Source organism: Saccharothrix hoggarensis (assembly GCF_052936025.1).
Genome location: NZ_CP193624.1, coordinates 2,696,639 through 2,715,284, shown reverse-complemented (window position 1 = coordinate 2,715,284; position 18,646 = coordinate 2,696,639). Strand labels below are relative to the sequence as shown.

The following is an 18,646-nucleotide window of genomic DNA, read 5'->3' as shown; positions in this document are numbered from 1 at the left end:
TCCACCGACACGCTTGGAGAAGCCCATGCTCGATCCGTTGAGCAAGTACGAAGCCGGCGCCGATGCCACGAAGCCGTCGCGGCGCGCCTCCGCGGCGTTCACCCGGTTGCACGGTGCCGCGCCGAGCGGTGTCTGGTCTGCGCCCGGTCGGGTGAACCTGATCGGGGAGCACACGGACTACAACGACGGTTTCGTGCTGCCGTTCGCGTTGCCGCACCGGACCGCGGTGGCCGCGTCAGCGCGGGACGACGGTCTGCTGCGGGTGGCCACGCTGCACGACGGGGTGTTGGAGGAAGCCGACCCGGTGGCGGTGGCCGATCTTGAGCCGGGGGTGGTCGGTGGTTGGGCGGCGTATCCGGCGGGGGTGGCGTGGGTGCTGCGGGAGCAGGGCCTGACCGGTGGGGCGGACCTGGTGATCGCCGGTGACGTGCCGGCGGGCGCCGGGTTGTCGTCGTCGCACGCGTTGGAGTGCGCGGTGGCGTTGGCGCTGCTCGGCTTGGCGGATCGCGCCGTGGACGACCTGCCGCAGGTCGCCCGGTGGGTGCAGCGGGCGGAGAACGAGTTCGTCGGCGCTCCGACGGGCCTGCTGGACCAGACCGCGTCGCTGTGCTGCACCGAGGCGCACGTGCTGTTCTTGGACGTGCGGTCGTTCGAGTCGGAGCAGGTGCCGTTCGACGCCGCGGCGCACGGTCTGGAGGTGCTGGTCATCGACACGCGGGCCAGTCATTCGCACACCGATGGCGGCTATGGCGCACGGCGTGCGGGCTGTGAGAAGGCGGCGTCGGTGCTGGGGGTTGCCGCGTTGCGGGACGTGGACGTGAGCGGGTTGGACGCGGCGCTGGACCGGGTGCCGGAGGAGTCGCGGCCGTTGGTGCGGCACGTCGTGACGGAGAACGAGCGGGTGCTGGCGGCGGTGGGGTTGCTGCGCGGCGGTCGGTTGGCGGAGCTCGGGCCGCTGCTGGACGCGTCGCACGCGTCGTTGCGCGACGACTACCGGGTGTCCGCGCCGGAGCTGGACGTGGCGGTGGACGCGGCGAAGGCGGCGGGCGCGTTGGGTGCGCGGATGGTGGGTGGCGGTTTCGGCGGGTCGGCGATCGCTCTGGTGCCCGTGCAGCGGCACGACGAGGTGGTGCGGCAGGTGCTCGCCGCGTTCGCCGAGCGCGGCTGGGCCACGCCCAGGACGTTCACGGCGGTGCCCTCGGCGGGCGCCGGCCGGGATGAGTGATCGATGAGTGCCAACCGATCGGTGATCCTGACGAAGGCGGGTTCATAAGATGAGGTTGCTCGTCACGGGCGGCGCCGGGTACGTGGGCAGCGTGTGCGCGGCCAGGTTGGTGGAGTCGGGGCACGAGGTGGTCGTGCTGGACGACCTGTCCACCGGGCACGCGGACGCGGTGCCCGACGGCGCGCGGCTGGTCGAGGCGGGCATCGACGACGCGATCGGCGGCGTGCTCGCCGAGGGCGTGGGCGGCGCGGGCTTCGACGGCGTGCTGCACTTCGCGGCCAAGTCGCTGGTCGGCGAGTCCATGCAGGACCCGGCGAAGTACTGGCAGGGCAACGTGGTGACGTCGCTGCGTCTGCTGGACGCCATGCGCGAGCACGGCACGCCCCGGCTCGTGTTCTCCTCCACCGCCGCCACCTACGGCGAACCGGAGCGGGTGCCGATCGCGGAGACCGCGCCGACGCGACCCACCAACACCTACGGCGCGACCAAGCTCGCGATCGACCACGCCATCACCTCCTACGCGGCCGCGCACGGCCTGGCCGCCGTGTCGCTGCGGTACTTCAACGTGGCCGGCGCCTACGGGCGGTTCGGCGAGCGGCACGGCGTGGAGACCCACCTGATCCCGATCGTGCTGCAGGTCGCGTCCGGTCGGCGCGAGCGGGTGCAGGTCTACGGCGACGACTGGCCCACCCAGGACGGCACGTGCGTCCGCGACTACATCCACGTCGTGGACCTGGCCGACGCGCACCTGCGGGCGCTGGAGCACGCGGCCGCGGGCGAGCACCGCATCTACAACCTGGGCAACGGCTTGGGCTTCTCGGTGAAGCAAGTCATCGACGCCTGCCGCGAGGTGACCGGCCACCCGATCCCCGCCGACGTCGCCCCGCGCCGGGCCGGCGACCCGGCCGTGCTCGTGGCCGGAAGCGAGAAGGCCCGCACCGAACTGGGCTGGAAGCCCGAGCGGGTCGACCTGACCGGCATCGTGCGCGACGCCTGGAACTTCACCACCGACCGGGACGAGGAAACCAGAGCGGGGCGTGTGTGGTGATGGGTCGGAGCGATGTGTCTTCGGGGTGGCACAGTCGTTGGTACCGGACCAGCTCGCCCGTGCTCATCGGGCGGGGCGAGCAGTTGGCCGCGTTGCGTGAGGTCGTCGTGCGCCGTCCCTCGGTCGTCCTGCTGGAGGGCGAGGCGGGAGTGGGCAAGAGCAGGTTGGTGTCCGAACTGCTGGCCGGGGACCTGGGTGCGGTGTTGCCGTTGGCCGGCTACTGCCGGCAGGTCGGCGAGCCGTTCTCCTACGGTGCGCTGTTGGAGGCACTGCGGGGCATTGGGCCGAGACTGGCTCCGCAGCGGGATCTGAACCCGGTGATCGGCGCGTTGGCTCCGCTGCTGCCCGAGATCGCCGCCGAGCTGCCCGCCCCGTTGCCGCCGATCGGTGACCCCCGGGCCGAGCGGCACCGGCTGTTCCGCGCGGTGCGGGAACTCCTGGCCGCGCTCGGCCCGGTGCTGCTCGTCATCGAAGACCTGCACTGGTCCGACGACGGCACGCGTCAACTGCTGCGCTTCCTGGCCGGTGAGCCGCCGGCCACCCTCAGCATGGTCCTCACCTACCGGCGCGAAGATCTGCACGGTGGCAGTCCGTTGGGCGCGGAGTTCCGATCCGCTGCGGGCGGATTGCTGGCGGTGCTGGAGATCGAACCGCTCGACGTCGACGGCGTGCGCGGGCTGACCGAGGCCATCCTCGGCGCGAAGAGGGTGTCGGCGGAGTTCGCGGCCCTGCTGCACGAGCGGACCGCCGGCATCCCGTTCGTCGTCGAGGAGACCCTGCGCGCCCTGCGCGACCCTGAAGGCGCGGTGCACGCGGGCAGCGCACGTGCCCAGCGGCTGCTCGACGCGGTCAAGGTCCCGGTGTTGCTGCGCGACGCGATGGCCGACCGCCTGGCCACCCTGCCCGCCGCCGCGGTCCGCCTGATCGAGGCGGCCGCGGTGCTCGGCACCCCCTCACCCGCCGACTTGCTCGGCGAGGTCGGTGATGTCCCGGAGGACCAGGTACGGGCGGCACTCACGCACGCCGTGGACGGGCACGTCCTGCACGAGGTGGAGGGGTTGAGGTACGGGTTCCGGCACATGCTGGCCCGTCAGGCCGTCTACGACACGATCAGCGCTCCGGAGCGCGCCGCGTTGCACGGCCGTGCCGTCGACGCGTTGCAGCGCGTCGAACCCAAGCCGTTGGTGCAGTTGGCGGAGCACAGCGAGCGGGCGGGCCGGACAGCGGACTGGTTGGCCTACGGGGAGGCCGCGGCCGACCGGGCCACCGATTCCCGTGACGCAGCGACCGCGACCACGCTGCTGCAACGGTTGCTGGCCGCGCCGGTGCTGCCCGCCGACGTGGTCGACCGACTGGCGATCAAGCTCGGACGCGTCGCCAACACCGGCTTGGACCAGCACGACGCGACCGCGACGCTGGAACGCCTGCTGACCGACCCCCGCCTGAGTGCGTCGGCGCGCGGTGAGGTGCGCATGCACCGGGCTTTCCTGCTGCTCCGCCGGATCGGCCACATCCAGGAGGGCAGGGCCGAACTCGAACGCGCGATCGACGAGTTGGAGAGCAGGCCCGACCTCGCCGCCCGCGCCGCCGCGGCGCTCGCCATCCCGTCCAACGGCACCGTCCTTCCGGACGTGTTCCGCCGGTGGCGGGATTTCGCCAGGGCACACCGGGAGACCTCGACGGGCCAGCTGCGGATCTACCTGCTGGCCAGCGAAGTCCCGTCCGCTCTGTACCACGGACGCCTGGCCTGGCTGGACGAGGTGCCGGAGCACGTGGACGACCCCGGCGACCGGCCGCACCTGGCACGGCTGAAGTGCAACGTCGCCGATGCCTGCGTCTGGCTCGGAAACCTCGACGTGGGTGCCCGCTTCCTGCGCGACGGACTGCGGTTGGCGCACGAGAGCAACGCGGCCTTCTTGGTCAGCACCGGCCGGACCACCGAGGCGCGGCTCGACTGGATCACCGGTCGGTGGGAAGGCCTGGCGGAACGGGCGACCGGGTTGCTCGAGGAGTACCGCGACGTGACCAGCATGACGAGCGAGCTGGAGCTGGTGCTCGGCTGGCTCGCCGCGGCCCGTGGGGACTGGACGGCGGCGGACGAGCACTTCGGTCGGACCGGGGCCCACGACCCGGACGATGCGATCGTTCCCGTGGCGATCAGCGGGATCGCAGGACTGGCCTCGATCCTGCTGGAACGCGAGAAGGCAGCCGAGGCGGCGGCAGCGGTCGACCGCGGGCTGACCGCCGTGCGCAAGACGGACATCTGGCCCTGGATCGGCTTGCTGACCCCGGTCGCGGTCACCGCCTACTCGGCCACTGGACGGACCGCGGCGGCGGAGCGGCTGGTCGATGAGGTCTCCGAAGGCATCGCCGACCGTGACGCGCCCGCCGTGCTCGCAGCGCTCGCGGAGAGCAGGGGCATGCTGGCCGAGGCCCGCGGTGAACCCGTGGACGCCGTCGGGCACTTCAGGGAGGCCGCCGCGCGCTACGAGGCGGTGCCGGCGCCGTACTTCGCCGCCATCGCCCGGCACCACGAGGCGACCGTCGTGTTGCCGTCCGACCCGGAGAAGGCCGTAGAGCTGCTGACCGAGGTGGCGGGGACCTTCGAGGCGCTCGGCGCGGCGAAGGACGCCGCACGCTGCCGCCACGCCCTGCACACTCTCGGCAGCGCGAAACCGGCTCGACGGGGACGACGGGGCTACGGCAGAGACCTCTCCCCCCGAGAGCTCCAGATCGCCCGCATGGTCGCCGACGGGCAGACCAACCGTGAGATCGCCGAGAAGCTGGTCCTGTCCCCTCGGACGGTCGAGCAGCACGTGGCTCGGCTGTTCCGCAAGCTCGGCATCAACTCGCGCGCCGAACTGCACCTCGACCGCCTCCGCTGACGTCGTAGCGCGAGCGAGCGGCGCTGCCGGGTGACTACCGGAAGCGCCGCTCGACACCGGGACCTACCTCTAGAACATCACCGGGATGCACCAGGTCGGGAAGTTCGAGGACGGGGCGCCATGGCACCGGATCTGCTTGCTGACGGTGCTCTTCTGGTCGAAGCTGTCCGTCACGGTGAGTTTGGCGGTGAAGGTGACCGCCTGCGCCGTGGTCGAGTACGTGTGGCTCGCCTTGACGCCGGTGGCGGTCTTGCCGTCACCGAAGTCCCAGGTGTGGGAGACGATGTCGTCGTTGGGGTCGCTCGATGCGCTGCCGTCGAAGGAGCACACGTCCCTCTGGCAGGACACGCTGAACGCCGCCCTCGGCGGCTGCGGACCCGCGACAGCCCGCCTCGACGTGGTGGCGGTCTTGCCGCTGTTGTCGGTCACCGTCAGCTTCACGGTGTAGGTGCCGTTCCTGCCGTACTTGTGGGACGGCTTGACGCCGCTGCCGGTCGTGCCGTCACCGAAGTCCCAGCCGTAGGAGGAGATCGTGCCGTCCGGGTCCGACGAGCCCGACGCGTCGAACGTGCAGTCCGGCGTCGTCGACGAGCAGTTCGCGACGAAGGAGGCCTTTGGCGCACCGGGGTCACGGGCGCCGAGGTCGTCGACGTAGAGCAGCCGGTTCGGCGAGTCCATCGGGTCGGAGATCTTGTTGACCGTCGCCGTGTCGAGCACAAGCGCGTTGGCGTCGGCCACCGAGAGGTCCGGGTCGGCGGCCAGCACCAACGCCAAGGCGCCGGCCACGTGCGGCGTGGCCATCGACGTGCCGTTCCACGCGGCGGTCTTGCCGTCCTGGGTGGTGGAGGTGATTGAGCTGCCCGGCGCGAACAGCTCGACGCACTCGCCCCAGTTGGACGACGACGTGGCCGAGCCCCACACGCTGCGGCGGTCCTCGCTGTCCGACGCGGCGACGGTCAGCACGCCCGGCGCGGCCGCCGGGCTGACCTCACAGGCGTCCTTGCCGGCGTTGCCCGCCGCGACGGCCCACGCGACGCCCGCGGCGACCGAGTTGGCCACGGCTTCGTCGACCGCGTCGCTCTGAGCGCCGCCGAGGCTCATGTTGCCCACCGCGGCCTCCGGGGCGTTCTCGGTCACCCAGTCGATGCCCGCGATCACCTGGGCGAACGAGCCACTGCCGGCGCAGTTCAGCACCCGGACCGCGACCATGTCCACGTTCTTCGCGATGCCGTAGGTCTTGCTGCCGATCGTGCCGGCCACGTGGGTGCCGTGACCGTGGCAGTCACCCGCGTCGCTGTCGTCGTCGATGAAGTCGTAGCCGCTGACGGCCCGACCCTCCAGGTCGGGGTGGTCGAAGGCGATACCCGTGTCGACGACGTAAGCGGTGACGCCGGAAGCGTCGTTCGGCGCCGCGTAGCTGTCGTCCAACGGCAGATCACGCTGGTCGACGCGGTCCAAGCCCCACGTCTCCGACGTGCGCACCACACCGTTCCGCTCCACGTAGCGCACCGCCGGATCCGCGGCGAGCCGCTTCGCCTGCCGCTCACCCATCCGCACCGAAAAGCCACGTAACGCAGCCGAATACACGTGCGCGACCTCGCCACCGTACCGCCCGGCCAGGTCCGTCGCCTGCGCCGAGACCGCCGCCTGAACGCTCGCCGTCGCCGACGGCGCGCCGGCCAAGGCCACGATGTAGCTGCCTTCGACGGCGTCCTGGACACCCGCGCCCAGGATCCGGCCCTCGGCCGCCTGCGCGACGCTGACAACGCTCAACGTCAACGCGACGGACGCGAGCCCGGCGCACAGGCCGGCCCTGAGCGTCCCTCGCCCTTGTGATGTGGACATGCTTGATCGAACTCCTAGTCGTAGCAGGGAACGACATCAATCGGCTCCGTCGCGGCAGGGTGTGCCCTCGACGGCTTCGTGCGGGAGCCCGACGATGCTTCAGGCATCACACGCGGTCCAGTGCAGCGCCACGCCGTCAGCCGGTCGCCGGCCGGCGACACCCCCACGTCGGGGACGTCGCCGACAAACCGAGAATCACGGGCGCACGCCGAGCGAACAATCAGTAAAAGAGTTCGTGCGTATACGCAATTATTGTTTCGATAACCCAGTTGGCCGATCAAGTCGGGCACCGGATATCCGAACGGCCGACAAAACAGATCCCGTCGCCGGTGTTCCATTTGTCCACAGCTGGTTCACGGCGGTGAGGCAGGCGCACCGGCTCCGACATCGTGCTCTCGTTCGACGTGGAGGTCCCGAAAGCGGGCGCGTCCGACCCCGAACTCGGCTCGACCCGCGGTGACGCGATCATCGACAAGATCGACCTCACCCTGGTCGAGCTGACCCTCGACGAGCAGGCGGAACGGACCGGCCGGTACGTGGTCGTCATCCGCTACGCCAACGCCCACCACCCGGCGGCGGAGCGCTCATCTCCGATACGGGCGCGTGCACGCACCGACACCCCGTGGGCGGCGTCGGGTGGACGCTGCCCACGGGGTGCGGGAATCATTCGGTTGTGGTGCCGGTCAGCTGATGGTCACAGCGCCGGGTAGGCGTTGCGCATCAGCTCCTGGAACTGGGCCGAGAACCAATGGCCCGACAGCGGGGCGTCGGGCAGCGCGCCCGACATGTTGTTGCCGTTGCGCGGGTTGCCGGTGTAGGTCGGGTCGCACATGCGGTCGAAGCCCTTGCCCTCGTCGTTCGGGATCTCGGTGCTGGAGCCGTCCGACTCGCCCGGCGGCTTGATCCAGACGTAGGCGTCGATGTTCGGCTTCGGCGCCGCCTTCGGCCGCTCACCGAGACCCGCGCCGGACTGGTTGCACCAGTTGCCCTTCTGGAAGCGGCGGTCGATGCGCGACTCGTTGACGTAGGTCGTCGGGTCGCTGGAGGTCGACTTGGCGGTGGGCCGGTTCGGGCCGCCCCAGCCGTTGCGCGAGGTGTCGATCAGCATGCCGATGTTGCTGTCGAAGCCCTGCTTGACGAGCTCGGCGCGGAACGCCGTGGCGAAGCCCAGCTCACCGTTGAAGTCGTTCCAGTCGACCCACTTCGACGCCTCCTTCACCGGACGGCCGCCGACCACGTCGTCCACCGTCCAGTACGGCTCCTCCAGCGGCGAGTAGTTCGCCGTGTTGGTGATGAAGCCGTGAACCTTGTCCTTGGTGGCGTTGTTCTTGCCCAGCAGCGTGGCGAACAGCTTCGCCGAGGCGAAGAAGTTGTCGTACTGCGGGTCGGTGTCGCCCCACCCGATCCAGCCGTGGTGCGCGGCGTCGATGTAGTTGTAGACGTTGGAGATCGCGCCCAGCTTGCCCAGCGCGTACGAGACGCCCTCGATGTAGTTGCCGTTGGCCTTCATCGTGTCGCAGTTCGGCGTCGCCGTGACGCGCGGCGAGACGTTGGTGACCAGGTTCGGCAGCGAGTCGATCTCGATGACCGTGACGACGCGCAGCTTGGAGTACGCCGGACGGGCCACGATCTCGGCGATCTTGTCGATGTACTCGGTCTTGTAGCGACCGATCTCGTCCGCCTTCAGCTCACCGTTCGAGGCCAGCGCGGCGCAGTCGCGGCCGGGCAGGTTGTAGACCACCAGCTGGAAGACCAGCTGACCGTCCGAACGCGCGGCGCGCTGCTTCTCGGCCTCGTCGAGGTGGTCGGCCAGGCCCATGCTGCCGGTGGTCGGCGAGCCGTTGCCGGTGATCGCGCTGATCCGGTCCATCCACACGCCCGTCGGCTGGTTCGCGATCCGCGAACCACCCGGCTCGGCGGCCGCCAGACGCGACCACTGCGGGTTCACGTACACCCCCGCGCCCACATAGGGGTTGTCGACCTTCGAACCACCTGGGTTGGTCGTCGTGGTGGTCGTAGTAAGCGTGGTCGTGGTCGTGGTGTCGACCGACCCCGTGCACACCGTGCCGTTCAGCTTGAACTGCGTGGGCACCGGGTTGGACCCGGTCCACGTGCCGTTGAAGCCGGGCGTCACCGACGCGCCGGTGCCCAGGTTCGCGCTCCACGAGGGGTTGCGCACGGTCACATGGCTGCCGGACTGGGAGAACGTGCCGTTCCAACCCTCCCTGATCGTCTGACCGGCGGTGAAGTCCCACTCCAACGTCCAACCGCCGGAGATGGCGTCACCGAGGTTGGTGACCGTGACGTCGGCGCCGAAGCCTCCTTGCCACTGGTCCTTGATCTGGTACGACACCCGGCAACCCGCGGCGGCACTGGCGGTGCCCGTCGAAGCCACCACCCCGGCGACGGACAACGCCGCCACCGAGGTCACCGCCAATCCCGCGGCCCATTTCCGGGAACGGACTAACGTGCGCAGAATCATGCGTTTCTCCTTGCGAGTGACCCACCGTCCTGGGAGCGCTCCCAGCGGTGGGCATGGACATCGGTGTCCAAGTTCTTGAGTCGTTTCCGCCGCTGCCGGAACGGCTCAGGCGGTGGTGCAGGTCGGCGTGGTCGCCGACGGTATGCCGCTGCCGATGAAGCCGAACGAGACGCTCTCACCGGGGTTGATCGCGCCGTTCCACGACGCGTTCTTCGCCGTCACGGTCGAGCCGGAGGTGGACAGCTCGGTGTTCCAGGCGTTCTGGATGCCCTGGCCCGCGGCAAGCGCCCAGGTGACCCGCCAGCCGGTGATCGCCGTGGTCTTCTGGTTCTTGACGGTGACCTCGGCCTGGTACCCGCCGGGCCACTGGTTGCTCACGCGGATGGTGGCGGCGCAACCGCCCGCGGGTTCCGGCTGGTTGCCCGGGTCACCCTTGAAATCGGGCAGCTCGTCCAGCGTGATGACGTTGGCGTGGTGGTAGACGCGCTGGACGAAGTCGCGCGGGTTGGTCACGCCGTCCTGGATGAAGTTGCCGGACCAGGTGACGAACCAGGACCAGCGGGCCTCGTAGGCGCGCACCAGGTCGGGGTCGGGGATGGAGCCGACCTCGCCGAGCGCGACCAGCTTCCTGTCTCCGCCCAGCTGCACCAGCCGGTCGTACTGGCCCACCAGCGCGCTGTGGTCGCCCTGCGGCAGGTAGACGTCCGCGCTCACCACGTCGACCACGTCGTCACCGGGGTACCAGTCCGGCGAGATCGAGTTCCACACCCAGATCAGGTTGTGCAACCCGTGGTGGTTCACCAGCCGGTCGTACATGATCCGCCACAACTGCTTGGCGGGACCCGCTCCCTTGGCGCCCCACCAGAACCAGCCGCCCTCGGCCTCGTGCAACGGCCGCCACAGCACCGGCACCTTGGCATCCGCCAGCCGCTCGAGCTGCACCGCGATCGCGTCCATGTCCCGGATCAGCAACTGGTAGTCGGTCGAGGACGTGTCGGCCAGTGCCGCGGCCACGTCGAACGTCGTCGCGTCGGTGTAGAAGCCGCGCCACCACTCCTTGCCCGGCTGGTCGATCAGACCCGACGGCGCGTTCCAGTGCCAGGCCAGGGTGACGATCCCGCCACGGGCGTCATAGGCCAGGGCGTGGTCGACGTCCCGGCCGGTCGTGCCGCGCTCGACCCGGCTCGGCGAGTAGTCCATCAGGTCGTAGCCACCCACCGCGGGCGCCTTGCCGATGTTCTGCTCGACCCAGTCGATGCTGCCCTGGTCCTGCTGACCGGACAGGATGTTCCTGCCGTAGTTGTCCGTCAGGTACCGCATCAGTCCCTTGGCCTCGGCGGTCGCGGCCGGGTCGGTCAACGCGCCGGTCACCTGGTGCGGCGGCCGCGGCGCGCTGGGCGTCACCTTGATCGCGTCGATCAGGTACCAACCCCAGTTGTTGGTGATGGTGATCGTGTTGTCACCCGGCCGCAACAGCGCTTTGCCCGCCGGGATCGTGGCGAACGTCGAGACCGCCGGGAACGACACGTCACCCAGACCGCTGCCGTTCAGCGACAACGACGCCGTCTTCGCGCCATACGGCGTGGCGTAACGGATCGTCAGGTCGTGCAGGCCGCCTGGGCTGTCCGGGATGGTGATGGTGACGTTGTCCGTCGACTGGTCGAACCCGGCCACGTAACCCGTGCCCGAGTAACCATCCAGCCTCGACTCGACCACGGTCCCGTTCAGGACACCCGTCTCGGCCTCGAGCCACGTGTCCGCTGCCACGGCCGGCGGTGGTGGTGCCAAGGCCGCCAAGAGCAGCGCGGCCACGAATACAGGGCGCACGTCAGTAATCCCTTCACATCATTGGTCAGGGCTGATCGCGAGCTGGCAACGCCCCCAGGCCCGGATTCCGTTGGCCTGGGAGCGCTCCCAGTATTCCCATCGGCGAAGTAACCCCTTAACTGCGGGAGGCGCGGCACAGGGCGGTCACTACCGATCGCGAGTTCACAGCGGAACCCGAACGGAAGCTTAGCAACGAAGCTTTTAAGGTGAAACCCGCAAAATAGCCGCACACCGATTCTACGACTATTACTGGAGTAGCGCCTGACTGACGCTGGAGCGATTAGGTATACGCAATGTGCGCTTTGCCCTTGAGCTGACCGTCAGGCCGTCGACGCTCGCACGAGCGGGCACATCTGCCACCCTGTTCGACACCGTCCCCGCCGATTCGGGCATCTGGAACCAGCACCACCTGCTCCACGCGCTGCGCGAGCACGGGCACTTCCCACCAACGCCCGACCGCTACAAGCACTGCCACAGCCGGCCACCGATCAACCAGCCGTCACCCACCTCGACATCCGCCGACGACCGCGACTGGGCGGCATCCTCGGCGAGTACACCACGCCGCCAACCTGCACAGACGTCATTCTCGGCAAGCACAGGGCGGGTTGGCGTGCCCGCGGGCGCACCAGCCGACGACGTACCCCGCGCTGAACGCGGCGTCGAACGACGGGGCGGGCCGGCCAGCACTTGAACGGCTCGGTCCCCGCCCCACCATCGTGCGGTGGGGCGGGGACCGGGCCTGTGTTCAGTTGGGCTGGATGTAGTCCAGTTCGGCGTATCCGGCGCCACTGTCGAAGCAGGGCGAGCTCTTCGCCAGGCGGATCACGTTGTAGGCCAAGCCCTGGTGGCCGCCGCCCCAGTGCCGTTCGCGTAGCCAACGGTCATGGGGTAGCTGCGGCCCGTGGGCACGTTGACGGGCACCGTGCACCTAGTTGTTCGGGGGGATGGGAGAGGACGTGTTGCGTCATCCGGTGGTGGGCACCCAGACCCGCATCGGTCCAGGCGTCCGGTTGCCCCACAGGAAGTAGGGGATGGCGGCGAAGGTGACCGGCGTGGAGTCGGTCGCCGGGGCGTCGGCGGTGTAGAGCTCGTCGGTCGCAGGTGGTTCGACCGTGCCGCGGACGGTCAGCGCCTGCGGAATGCCTGGCACACCGGTGACCGCGGCACTGCCGGGGTCGATCCGGACATCCTCGAGCACGACGCCGGCGGGCAGGTCGTTCTGTTCGACGCAGTAGACGAGAGGGCCGCGGGTCAGGGCGACGCAGCCGCGGACGGCGTCGACGCGGGGGTGCGGTCGCACCACGCGCACGGGCATGTCCAGGTCGAGCGCGACGATCGCGCCGGTCGACCAGTCGCGCCGCAGCCTCAGGTAGCCGTCCTCGGGCTCGGCGTCGACCGGCGTCCCGTCGACGCTGACGCGGGCCGAGGTGCACCAGCCGGGTACGCGCAGGGACAGCGTGAGCGGTGCGGAGGCGGTGACGGTCAGCTCGACGCGTCCGTGCCAGGGGTAGTCGGTGCGGGTGGTGATCTCCACGGCGGTGCCGTCGACCTCGGTGCGGATCGTGCCGGCGGAGTACAGGTGGACCTGCACGCCGTCGTGGTCGGTCGTGGTGGTGTAACCGTGCAGCGACGCGACGAGTCGGGCGAGGTTGGGCGGGCAGCAGGCGCACGTGTACCAGGGCAGGCGCTGAGACGGCGCGTCCTCGTCCGAGCCGTCGTGGCCGGTGCGCAGGTGCAGCGGGTTGGAGTAGAAGAAGCGCGTGCCGTCGAGCGAGGTGGAGCCCGCGACCGCGTTGTACAGCGCGCGTTCCAGCTCGTCGGCGTAGCGCGCTTCGCCGGTGGCCAGCAGCATCCGCCAGTTCCACTGCACGGAGGCGATGGCGGCGCAGGTCTCGGCGTAGGCGCGGTCGGCCGGCAGCTCGTAGGGGTCGCCGAACGCCTCGTCGCGGTGGCGGGAGCCGTGGGCGCCGGTGATGTAGGTCTTGCTGCCGAACGCGTCGTCCCACAGCCGCCGTACCGCGGCCAGCAGTTCGTCGTCGTGGGTCTCCACCGCGACGTCAACGACGCCGGCGAGCAGGTACAGCTGGCGCACGGCGTGCCCGGCGACCTCGTCCGCCTCGCGGACCGGCACGTGGTCCTGGAGGTAGGCGGGGCCGAACCGCTCGTCGTTGAGCAGCCCGCGACCGCGGAGGTCGATCATGCGGCGGGCGAGGTCGAGGTAGGGGCGGTGCCCGGTGACCCGGTACAGCTCCACCAGGGCCGTTTCGACCTCGGGGTGCCCGTCCAGGCCGTCGGGGCCGTCGGCCGCGCCGAACCGCTCGACGAGCAAGTCCGCGAAGCGACGGGCGACCGCGAGCAGTTCCGACGCCACGCCCGCGCGCGCGGCGGCCACGGCGGCCTGGAACAGGTGGCCCGCCACGTACAGCTCGTGGCTGCGGTGCAGGTCCTGCCACCGCCTGCCGGGTTCGACCACCGTGTAGTAGGAGTTGAGGTAGCCGTCCTCGCCCTGGGCCTTGGCGAGCAGGGCCGCGGTCGAGTCGAGGAACGCGGCCGCTCCGGCGTCGTCGGGGTGGCCGGCCAGGTGCCAGGCGGCGGCTTCCAAGGTCTTGTGGAGGTCGGAGTCGGCGAACCACATGTTGCGGAACTCGCCGGACTTCTCGCCGGTGATCAAGCGGAGGTTGTCCAGGGCGCCGGCGGCTTCCAGCTGGTCGACGCAGTGCGGCAGCGTGCGGGTGGCGTTGCGGTGCTGCCACTGCGCGAACAGGCTGTCCGGCTCGAAGGTGACGTGGTCCAGCGCTACCGGTCGCAGCGCGGACTTGGCCGCCGCGGTGGGTCGCACGGGGCCGTGGTGCAGGTCGGTCATGGGGATTCCTTGTCAGCCCTTGGGGTCAGCCCTTGGGGTCAGCCCTTGAGGGCGCCGGAGGTGAAACCGCGTACGTAGTGCCGTTGCAGCAGGAGGAAGACGACGACGCAGGGGATGGCGGAGGTGACCACGCCCGCTTGGAGGGCCTCGAAGTCGACGGAACCCAGGCTGCCGGACTGGAGGTTGAACAGCGCGACGGGCAGGGTGAACTTCGAGCCGTCGGTGAGGAAGATCAGCGGTGCGACGAACTCGTTCCAGGCAGCCAGGAACGAGAACAGGCCCACGGTGACGATGCCCGGCAGGACGCCGCGCAGCAGGACCCGCCACAGCGCGCCGCCGATGGTGCAGCCGTCGATCAGCGCCGCCTCTTCCAGCTCGCGTGGCAGCGCCTCGAAGGAGCTGCGCATCATGAACAGCCCGAACGGGAGCTGGAACACCGCCAGCACCAGGCCGAGGCCGATCAGCGAGTTCTGCAGGCCGATCCAGCCGAGCAGGATGTAGAGCGGCACGAGGATGGTGGTGTAGGGCACCATCAAGATCGCCAGGGTGACGACGAAGAGCAGGTTGTGGCCGGGGAAGCGCAGCCGTGCCAGCGCGTACCCGCCCAGCGTGGTGGTCACGACGGTGACCGCGACGGCCACCACCGAGACGACGACGGTGTTGAACAGGTAGGTGCCCAGTCCGCTGCCGTAGTCGGCGAGCCGTTCGTAGTTGCCGAGCCCCCAGCCCTCGCCGTCGTCGGTGGCCCGCCTGCTGTCGACCGACGCGTAGAGCGTCCACAGCATCGGCAGCAGGAAGAGCACGGCCAGGGCGGCTCCGGTGACGTGGAACCCGGTGGTGCGCACGTGGGTCATCGCGTTCGTCCGCTCCGCCATCACCGACCTCCTCTGCGCAACAGGGCCAGCTGCGCGCCGTTGACGACGAGCAGGACGGCCAGGATGGCGACGGACACGGCGGCCGCCGCACCCAGGTCCTGGGACAGGAACGCCTCGCGGTACACGCTGATGACCACGGTGGCGGTCTCGTGCCGGCCGCCGGTGAGGATGAAGAACTGGTCGAACGCCAGCAGCGAGCCGGTCACCGACAGCACCATCATCAGCGCCAGCGTCGGCCGCAGCAGCGGCAGCGTGACCCGCCACATCGTCTGCCACCGGGTCGCGCCGTCCGCGCGGGCCGCCTCGTAGAGCACCGGGTCGATGCTCTGCAGGCCGGTCATCAGGATCAGCATGTAGAAACCGGCGAACCGCCAGGTGATCATGCCCACCGTCGAGTACAGGGCGTTGTCCGTGGTGCCCAGCCAGTCCACCGGGCCCAGTCCCAGCCACCGCACCACGTCGTTCAGCGGTGACGCCTCGGTGTTGAACAGGCCGTAGAACAACAGGCTCGCCGAGGCCAGGCCGACCGCACTGGGCAGGAAGATCGCCGTGCGGTAGAGCCCGACACCGGGCCGGCTCTCCTGCACCAGCAGCGCCAGCCCGAACGCCACCAGGCCCACCACCACCGTGGTGACCGCCGTGTACTTCAGCGTGAAACCGATGGCCCGCAGGAACAGGGGGTCGCTCAGCGCGCTGTAGTTCTCCACCCCGTTGGGGTACGACGCCCCCAGCAGTGGCCAGCGGTTGAACGACATCCACACCATCAGCACCAGCGGCACGACGAACAGCACCGCCACCAGCACCACCATCGGGCTCGCGTACAGCGCCCCGAGCCGACGCCTGGTGCGGCTCAACGACGCCCGGGAGCGCCGGGGCGCAGGCCGGACCTGCGCCCCGGGACGGATGTCGGACAGCGTGGCCATCGTCAGCTTCCGCTCGCCAGCGACCCGGTGATGGTCCCGTTGTGCTGCTTCAGCACGTCGGCCACGGGCGCCGACCCGAACAGCGCGTCGGTGACCGCCGCCGTCCACGGGCCGTTGGTGTCGTTGTAGGTCTTGCCGAAGTTCACCGAGATCGGCGTCTGGCCCTCGGTGGCGAGCAGGTTGAAGGTGCGCAACCGGGTGTCGCGCTTGGCGTAGTCGTTGTCGGCGAGGTCTTCCCGCACGGTGATGTTCTTGTTCTTCGCCAGCACCTCGACCTGCGCCTGGTCGGACAGCGTCCAGGAGATGAAGTCCCACGCCGCCGCGGCCTTGGTGGAGTTGGCGCTGATGCCCAGCACGTCACCGCCGACGAACGAGGACCGGCCGCCGGTGAGCCCGGGGATCGGCGCGACGCCCACCTGGAGGTTCGGGCCTTCCTTCAGCCCCTGCAACGAGGTGGCGCCCATCGGCTGGATGCCGATCCTGCCCTCGGCGAACAGCTGCGTCCACGTGGGACCGGACTCGTTCTTCGCCGCGGCGGGCACGATGCCCTCGGTGTACATGCGGCGCAGCAGGTCGTAGACCTTGGTCGCGGAGCCGTTGTCGATCGTGGAGGCGGTGCCCTTCTCGTCGAGCACCGTGTCACCGGAGGCCCAGATCATCGGCCAGGTGGTGAACAGCATGCAGCCGGGGCAGCCGCCGCCGAAGAAGTAGCCGTCCACGTCGCCGAGCGCGTCGATCTTCTTCGCCGCCTCGTACAGCCCTTCCAGCGACGTCGGCGGGTTGTTCGGGTCGAGGCCGGCCCGCTCGAACAGCACCTTGTTGTAGAACACGGCCGACAGGTCGATGTTGTGCGGCACGCCGTAGGACTTGCCCTCGTGCGTCGCCGCGTCCATGTGCGCGGGCGCCAGCTTGTCCTTGAACGGCAGTTCGTTCACCCGGGCGGTGATGTCGAGGAAGACGCCCTTGCTCGCGTAGTTGGGCGCGTAGACCACGTCGGAGGCCAGGATGTCGGGCAGTTGCTTGGCGCCGGCGGCCGTGCCGACCTTCTGCTGGTAGGAGTCGGCCGGGAACACCGTCAGCTCGACCTTGTTCTTGTGGCTCGCGTTGTAGGCGTCCACCAGGGTCTGGCTGAACGTGGCCGTCGGCGACCGCGTCCACATCGTCACGGTCGTGCCGTCGTCCACCGACGAGGTGTCGTCGGGCGATGAGCCTGTCGGCGCGCTCTGGCACGCGGCGAGGACCAGCAGCGACGCGGCGGCCAACACCAGGCGGCGCAGCCGCGGTGCGGGGGTTGAACTCATGGGGCGTTCCCTCGGAAGCGTTCGGAACCGGCTCGCGATCGTGGAGCCGGGGCGGCGGTGAACCCGTCCGCCGCGGAGCCGGGTCACCACGGCGGACGGAAAGGTAAGAAACCGGTTGCCGACGAACCTAGAGAGACGCTCATCACCTGTCAAGCCCGAGCTTCAAGGCTGTGAGCTGCGTTTACAACTTGGGTGTACCCGCAGCCGCGATCACGCGGTAACCTGCCGCCATGTCGCCGAGGAAAATCGAGGAAACCGAGCGGGCGCTGTCGCGACCGGCCACGATCAGCGACGTCGCACGCTTGGCCGGCGTCTCCGTCGGCACGGCTTCCAAGGCGCTCAACGGCCGGGGCTCGTTGCGCGAGGAGACCCGCAGGCGCGTCCGCCTCGCCGCGGACGAGCTGGGCTTCCAACCCAACAGCGCCGCGCTCACGTTGAACTCCGGGCGCACCTACACCGTCGGCATGATCACCACCGACACCATCGGCCGGTTCAGCATCCCGCTCATGACCGGCGTCGAGGACGCCCTGGGCGCGGGCCGCATGTCGGTGTTCCTCTGCGACGCCCGCGACGACCCCATCCGCGAGCAGTACTACCTGCGCACCCTGCTCAGCCGCCGCGTCGACGGCATCATCGTCACCGGCCGCCGCACCGAGGCCCGCGCCCCCATCGGCACCGACCTGCCCGTCCCCGTCGTCTACGCCTTCATCAGCTCCACCGACCCCCACGACTGCTCCGTCGTCCCCGACGAAACCGGCGGCGCGCGCAAAGCCGTGGACCACCTCCTCGCCCTCGGACGAACCCGCATCGCCCACATCACCGGCCCGGAGCGCCACCACTCGGCACGGGTCCGCGCCGACGCCACGACCGCTCGACTCGCCGAGGAAGGACTCGGTCTGGTCGGCGCACCGATGTTCGGCGAGTGGAGCGAGGCGTGGGGCAGGCAGGCCGCCGGCATCCTCATGGGCGCGCCCGACCGCTTCGACGCGGTCTTCTGCGGCAGCGACCAGATCGCCCGCGGCGTGGCCGACGCCCTGCGCGCGGCCGGCCGCCGGGTCCCCGACGACGTCGCCCTGGTCGGCTTCGACAACTGGGAGGTCATGACCCTGGCCTGCCAACCCGCGCTCACCAGCGTCGACATGGAACTGGAACACCTCGGCCGAACCGCCGCCAACCTGCTGCTGACCGCCATCAACGGCGAACCGGCACCCGGCCGCCACCTCAACCCCTGCCGACTCGTCGTCCGCGACTCCACCGCGGTGCCGGTCGACCTCGACTGATCCGTACTCCATCGCGGCGGCGGTCTTCCGTGCGGATCGGAGACCGCCCTGCGGATTCCATCGCCGGGCGCCCCGTCACAGTCGTCATCCAC

12 protein-coding genes are annotated in these 18,646 nt (G+C 70.0%); 5 read left to right on the top strand and 7 right to left on the bottom strand.

Annotated features, from left to right (window positions below; all coding sequences use genetic code 11):
- Positions 1-25 precede the first annotated feature (25 nt).
- The 3 genes from galK to ACRAKH_RS12860 are packed head-to-tail and all read left to right on the top strand — an operon-like array spanning position 26 to position 5,158.
- Positions 26-1,225, top strand: a complete 1,200-nt coding sequence (gene galK / locus ACRAKH_RS12870) for a galactokinase (protein ID WP_380720451.1) — start codon at positions 26-28, stop codon at positions 1,223-1,225.
- 49 nt (positions 1,226-1,274) lie between these two features.
- Complete coding sequence (gene galE / locus ACRAKH_RS12865) at positions 1,275-2,273, top strand: UDP-glucose 4-epimerase GalE (protein WP_380720449.1); 999 nt, start codon at positions 1,275-1,277, stop codon at positions 2,271-2,273.
- Positions 2,274-2,332: 59 nt separating this feature from the next.
- On the top strand, positions 2,333-5,158 hold the full coding sequence (locus ACRAKH_RS12860) for an AAA family ATPase (protein ID WP_380720446.1): 2,826 nt from the start codon (positions 2,333-2,335) through the stop codon (positions 5,156-5,158).
- Positions 5,159-5,227: 69 nt separating this feature from the next.
- Here ACRAKH_RS12860 and ACRAKH_RS12855 read toward each other — a convergent pair whose 3' ends face one another.
- Positions 5,228-7,003, bottom strand: a complete 1,776-nt coding sequence (locus ACRAKH_RS12855) for a S8 family serine peptidase (protein WP_380720443.1) — start codon at positions 7,001-7,003, stop codon at positions 5,228-5,230.
- A 389-nt stretch (positions 7,004-7,392) separates the two neighbouring features.
- On the opposite strand from ACRAKH_RS12855, the gene ACRAKH_RS12850 reads away from it, so the two are divergent.
- Positions 7,393-7,713 carry a hypothetical protein gene (locus ACRAKH_RS12850; RefSeq protein WP_380720440.1) on the top strand — a complete coding sequence of 107 codons (321 nt, stop codon included), beginning with the start codon at positions 7,393-7,395 and terminating at the stop codon, positions 7,711-7,713.
- Here the strand turns inward: ACRAKH_RS12850 and ACRAKH_RS12845 are convergent.
- The 6 genes from ACRAKH_RS12845 to ACRAKH_RS12820 form a co-directional block, all read right to left on the bottom strand.
- Positions 7,698-9,434, bottom strand: a complete 1,737-nt coding sequence (locus ACRAKH_RS12845; protein ID WP_447009834.1) for a glycoside hydrolase family 6 protein — start codon at positions 9,432-9,434, stop codon at positions 7,698-7,700. The genes ACRAKH_RS12850 and ACRAKH_RS12845 overlap by 16 nt on opposite strands.
- A 156-nt stretch (positions 9,435-9,590) precedes the next feature.
- On the bottom strand, positions 9,591-11,252 hold the full coding sequence (locus ACRAKH_RS12840) for a glycosyl hydrolase (protein WP_380720438.1): 1,662 nt from the start codon (positions 11,250-11,252) through the stop codon (positions 9,591-9,593).
- A 1,024-nt stretch (positions 11,253-12,276) separates the two neighbouring features.
- The gene (locus ACRAKH_RS12835; protein ID WP_380720435.1) at positions 12,277-14,175 is read right to left on the bottom strand and encodes a glycoside hydrolase family 127 protein; all 1,899 of its coding nucleotides are present in this window, start codon (positions 14,173-14,175) and stop codon (positions 12,277-12,279) included.
- 38 nt (positions 14,176-14,213) lie between these two features.
- Positions 14,214-15,050, bottom strand: coding sequence for a carbohydrate ABC transporter permease (locus ACRAKH_RS12830; protein WP_380720432.1), 837 nt, complete (start codon positions 15,048-15,050; stop codon positions 14,214-14,216).
- Positions 15,050-15,973, bottom strand: coding sequence for a carbohydrate ABC transporter permease (locus ACRAKH_RS12825; protein WP_380720429.1), 924 nt, complete (start codon positions 15,971-15,973; stop codon positions 15,050-15,052). The genes ACRAKH_RS12830 and ACRAKH_RS12825 overlap by 1 nt, the downstream gene beginning before the upstream one ends.
- A gap of 2 nt (positions 15,974-15,975) precedes the next feature.
- On the bottom strand, positions 15,976-17,274 hold the full coding sequence (locus ACRAKH_RS12820) for an ABC transporter substrate-binding protein (protein ID WP_380720426.1): 1,299 nt from the start codon (positions 17,272-17,274) through the stop codon (positions 15,976-15,978).
- 230 nt (positions 17,275-17,504) lie between these two features.
- On the opposite strand from ACRAKH_RS12820, the gene ACRAKH_RS12815 reads away from it, so the two are divergent.
- A complete protein-coding gene (locus ACRAKH_RS12815) occupies positions 17,505-18,554 on the top strand; it encodes a LacI family DNA-binding transcriptional regulator (protein ID WP_380720423.1) in 1,050 nt (349 codons plus the stop codon).
- Positions 18,555-18,646 lie beyond the last annotated feature (92 nt).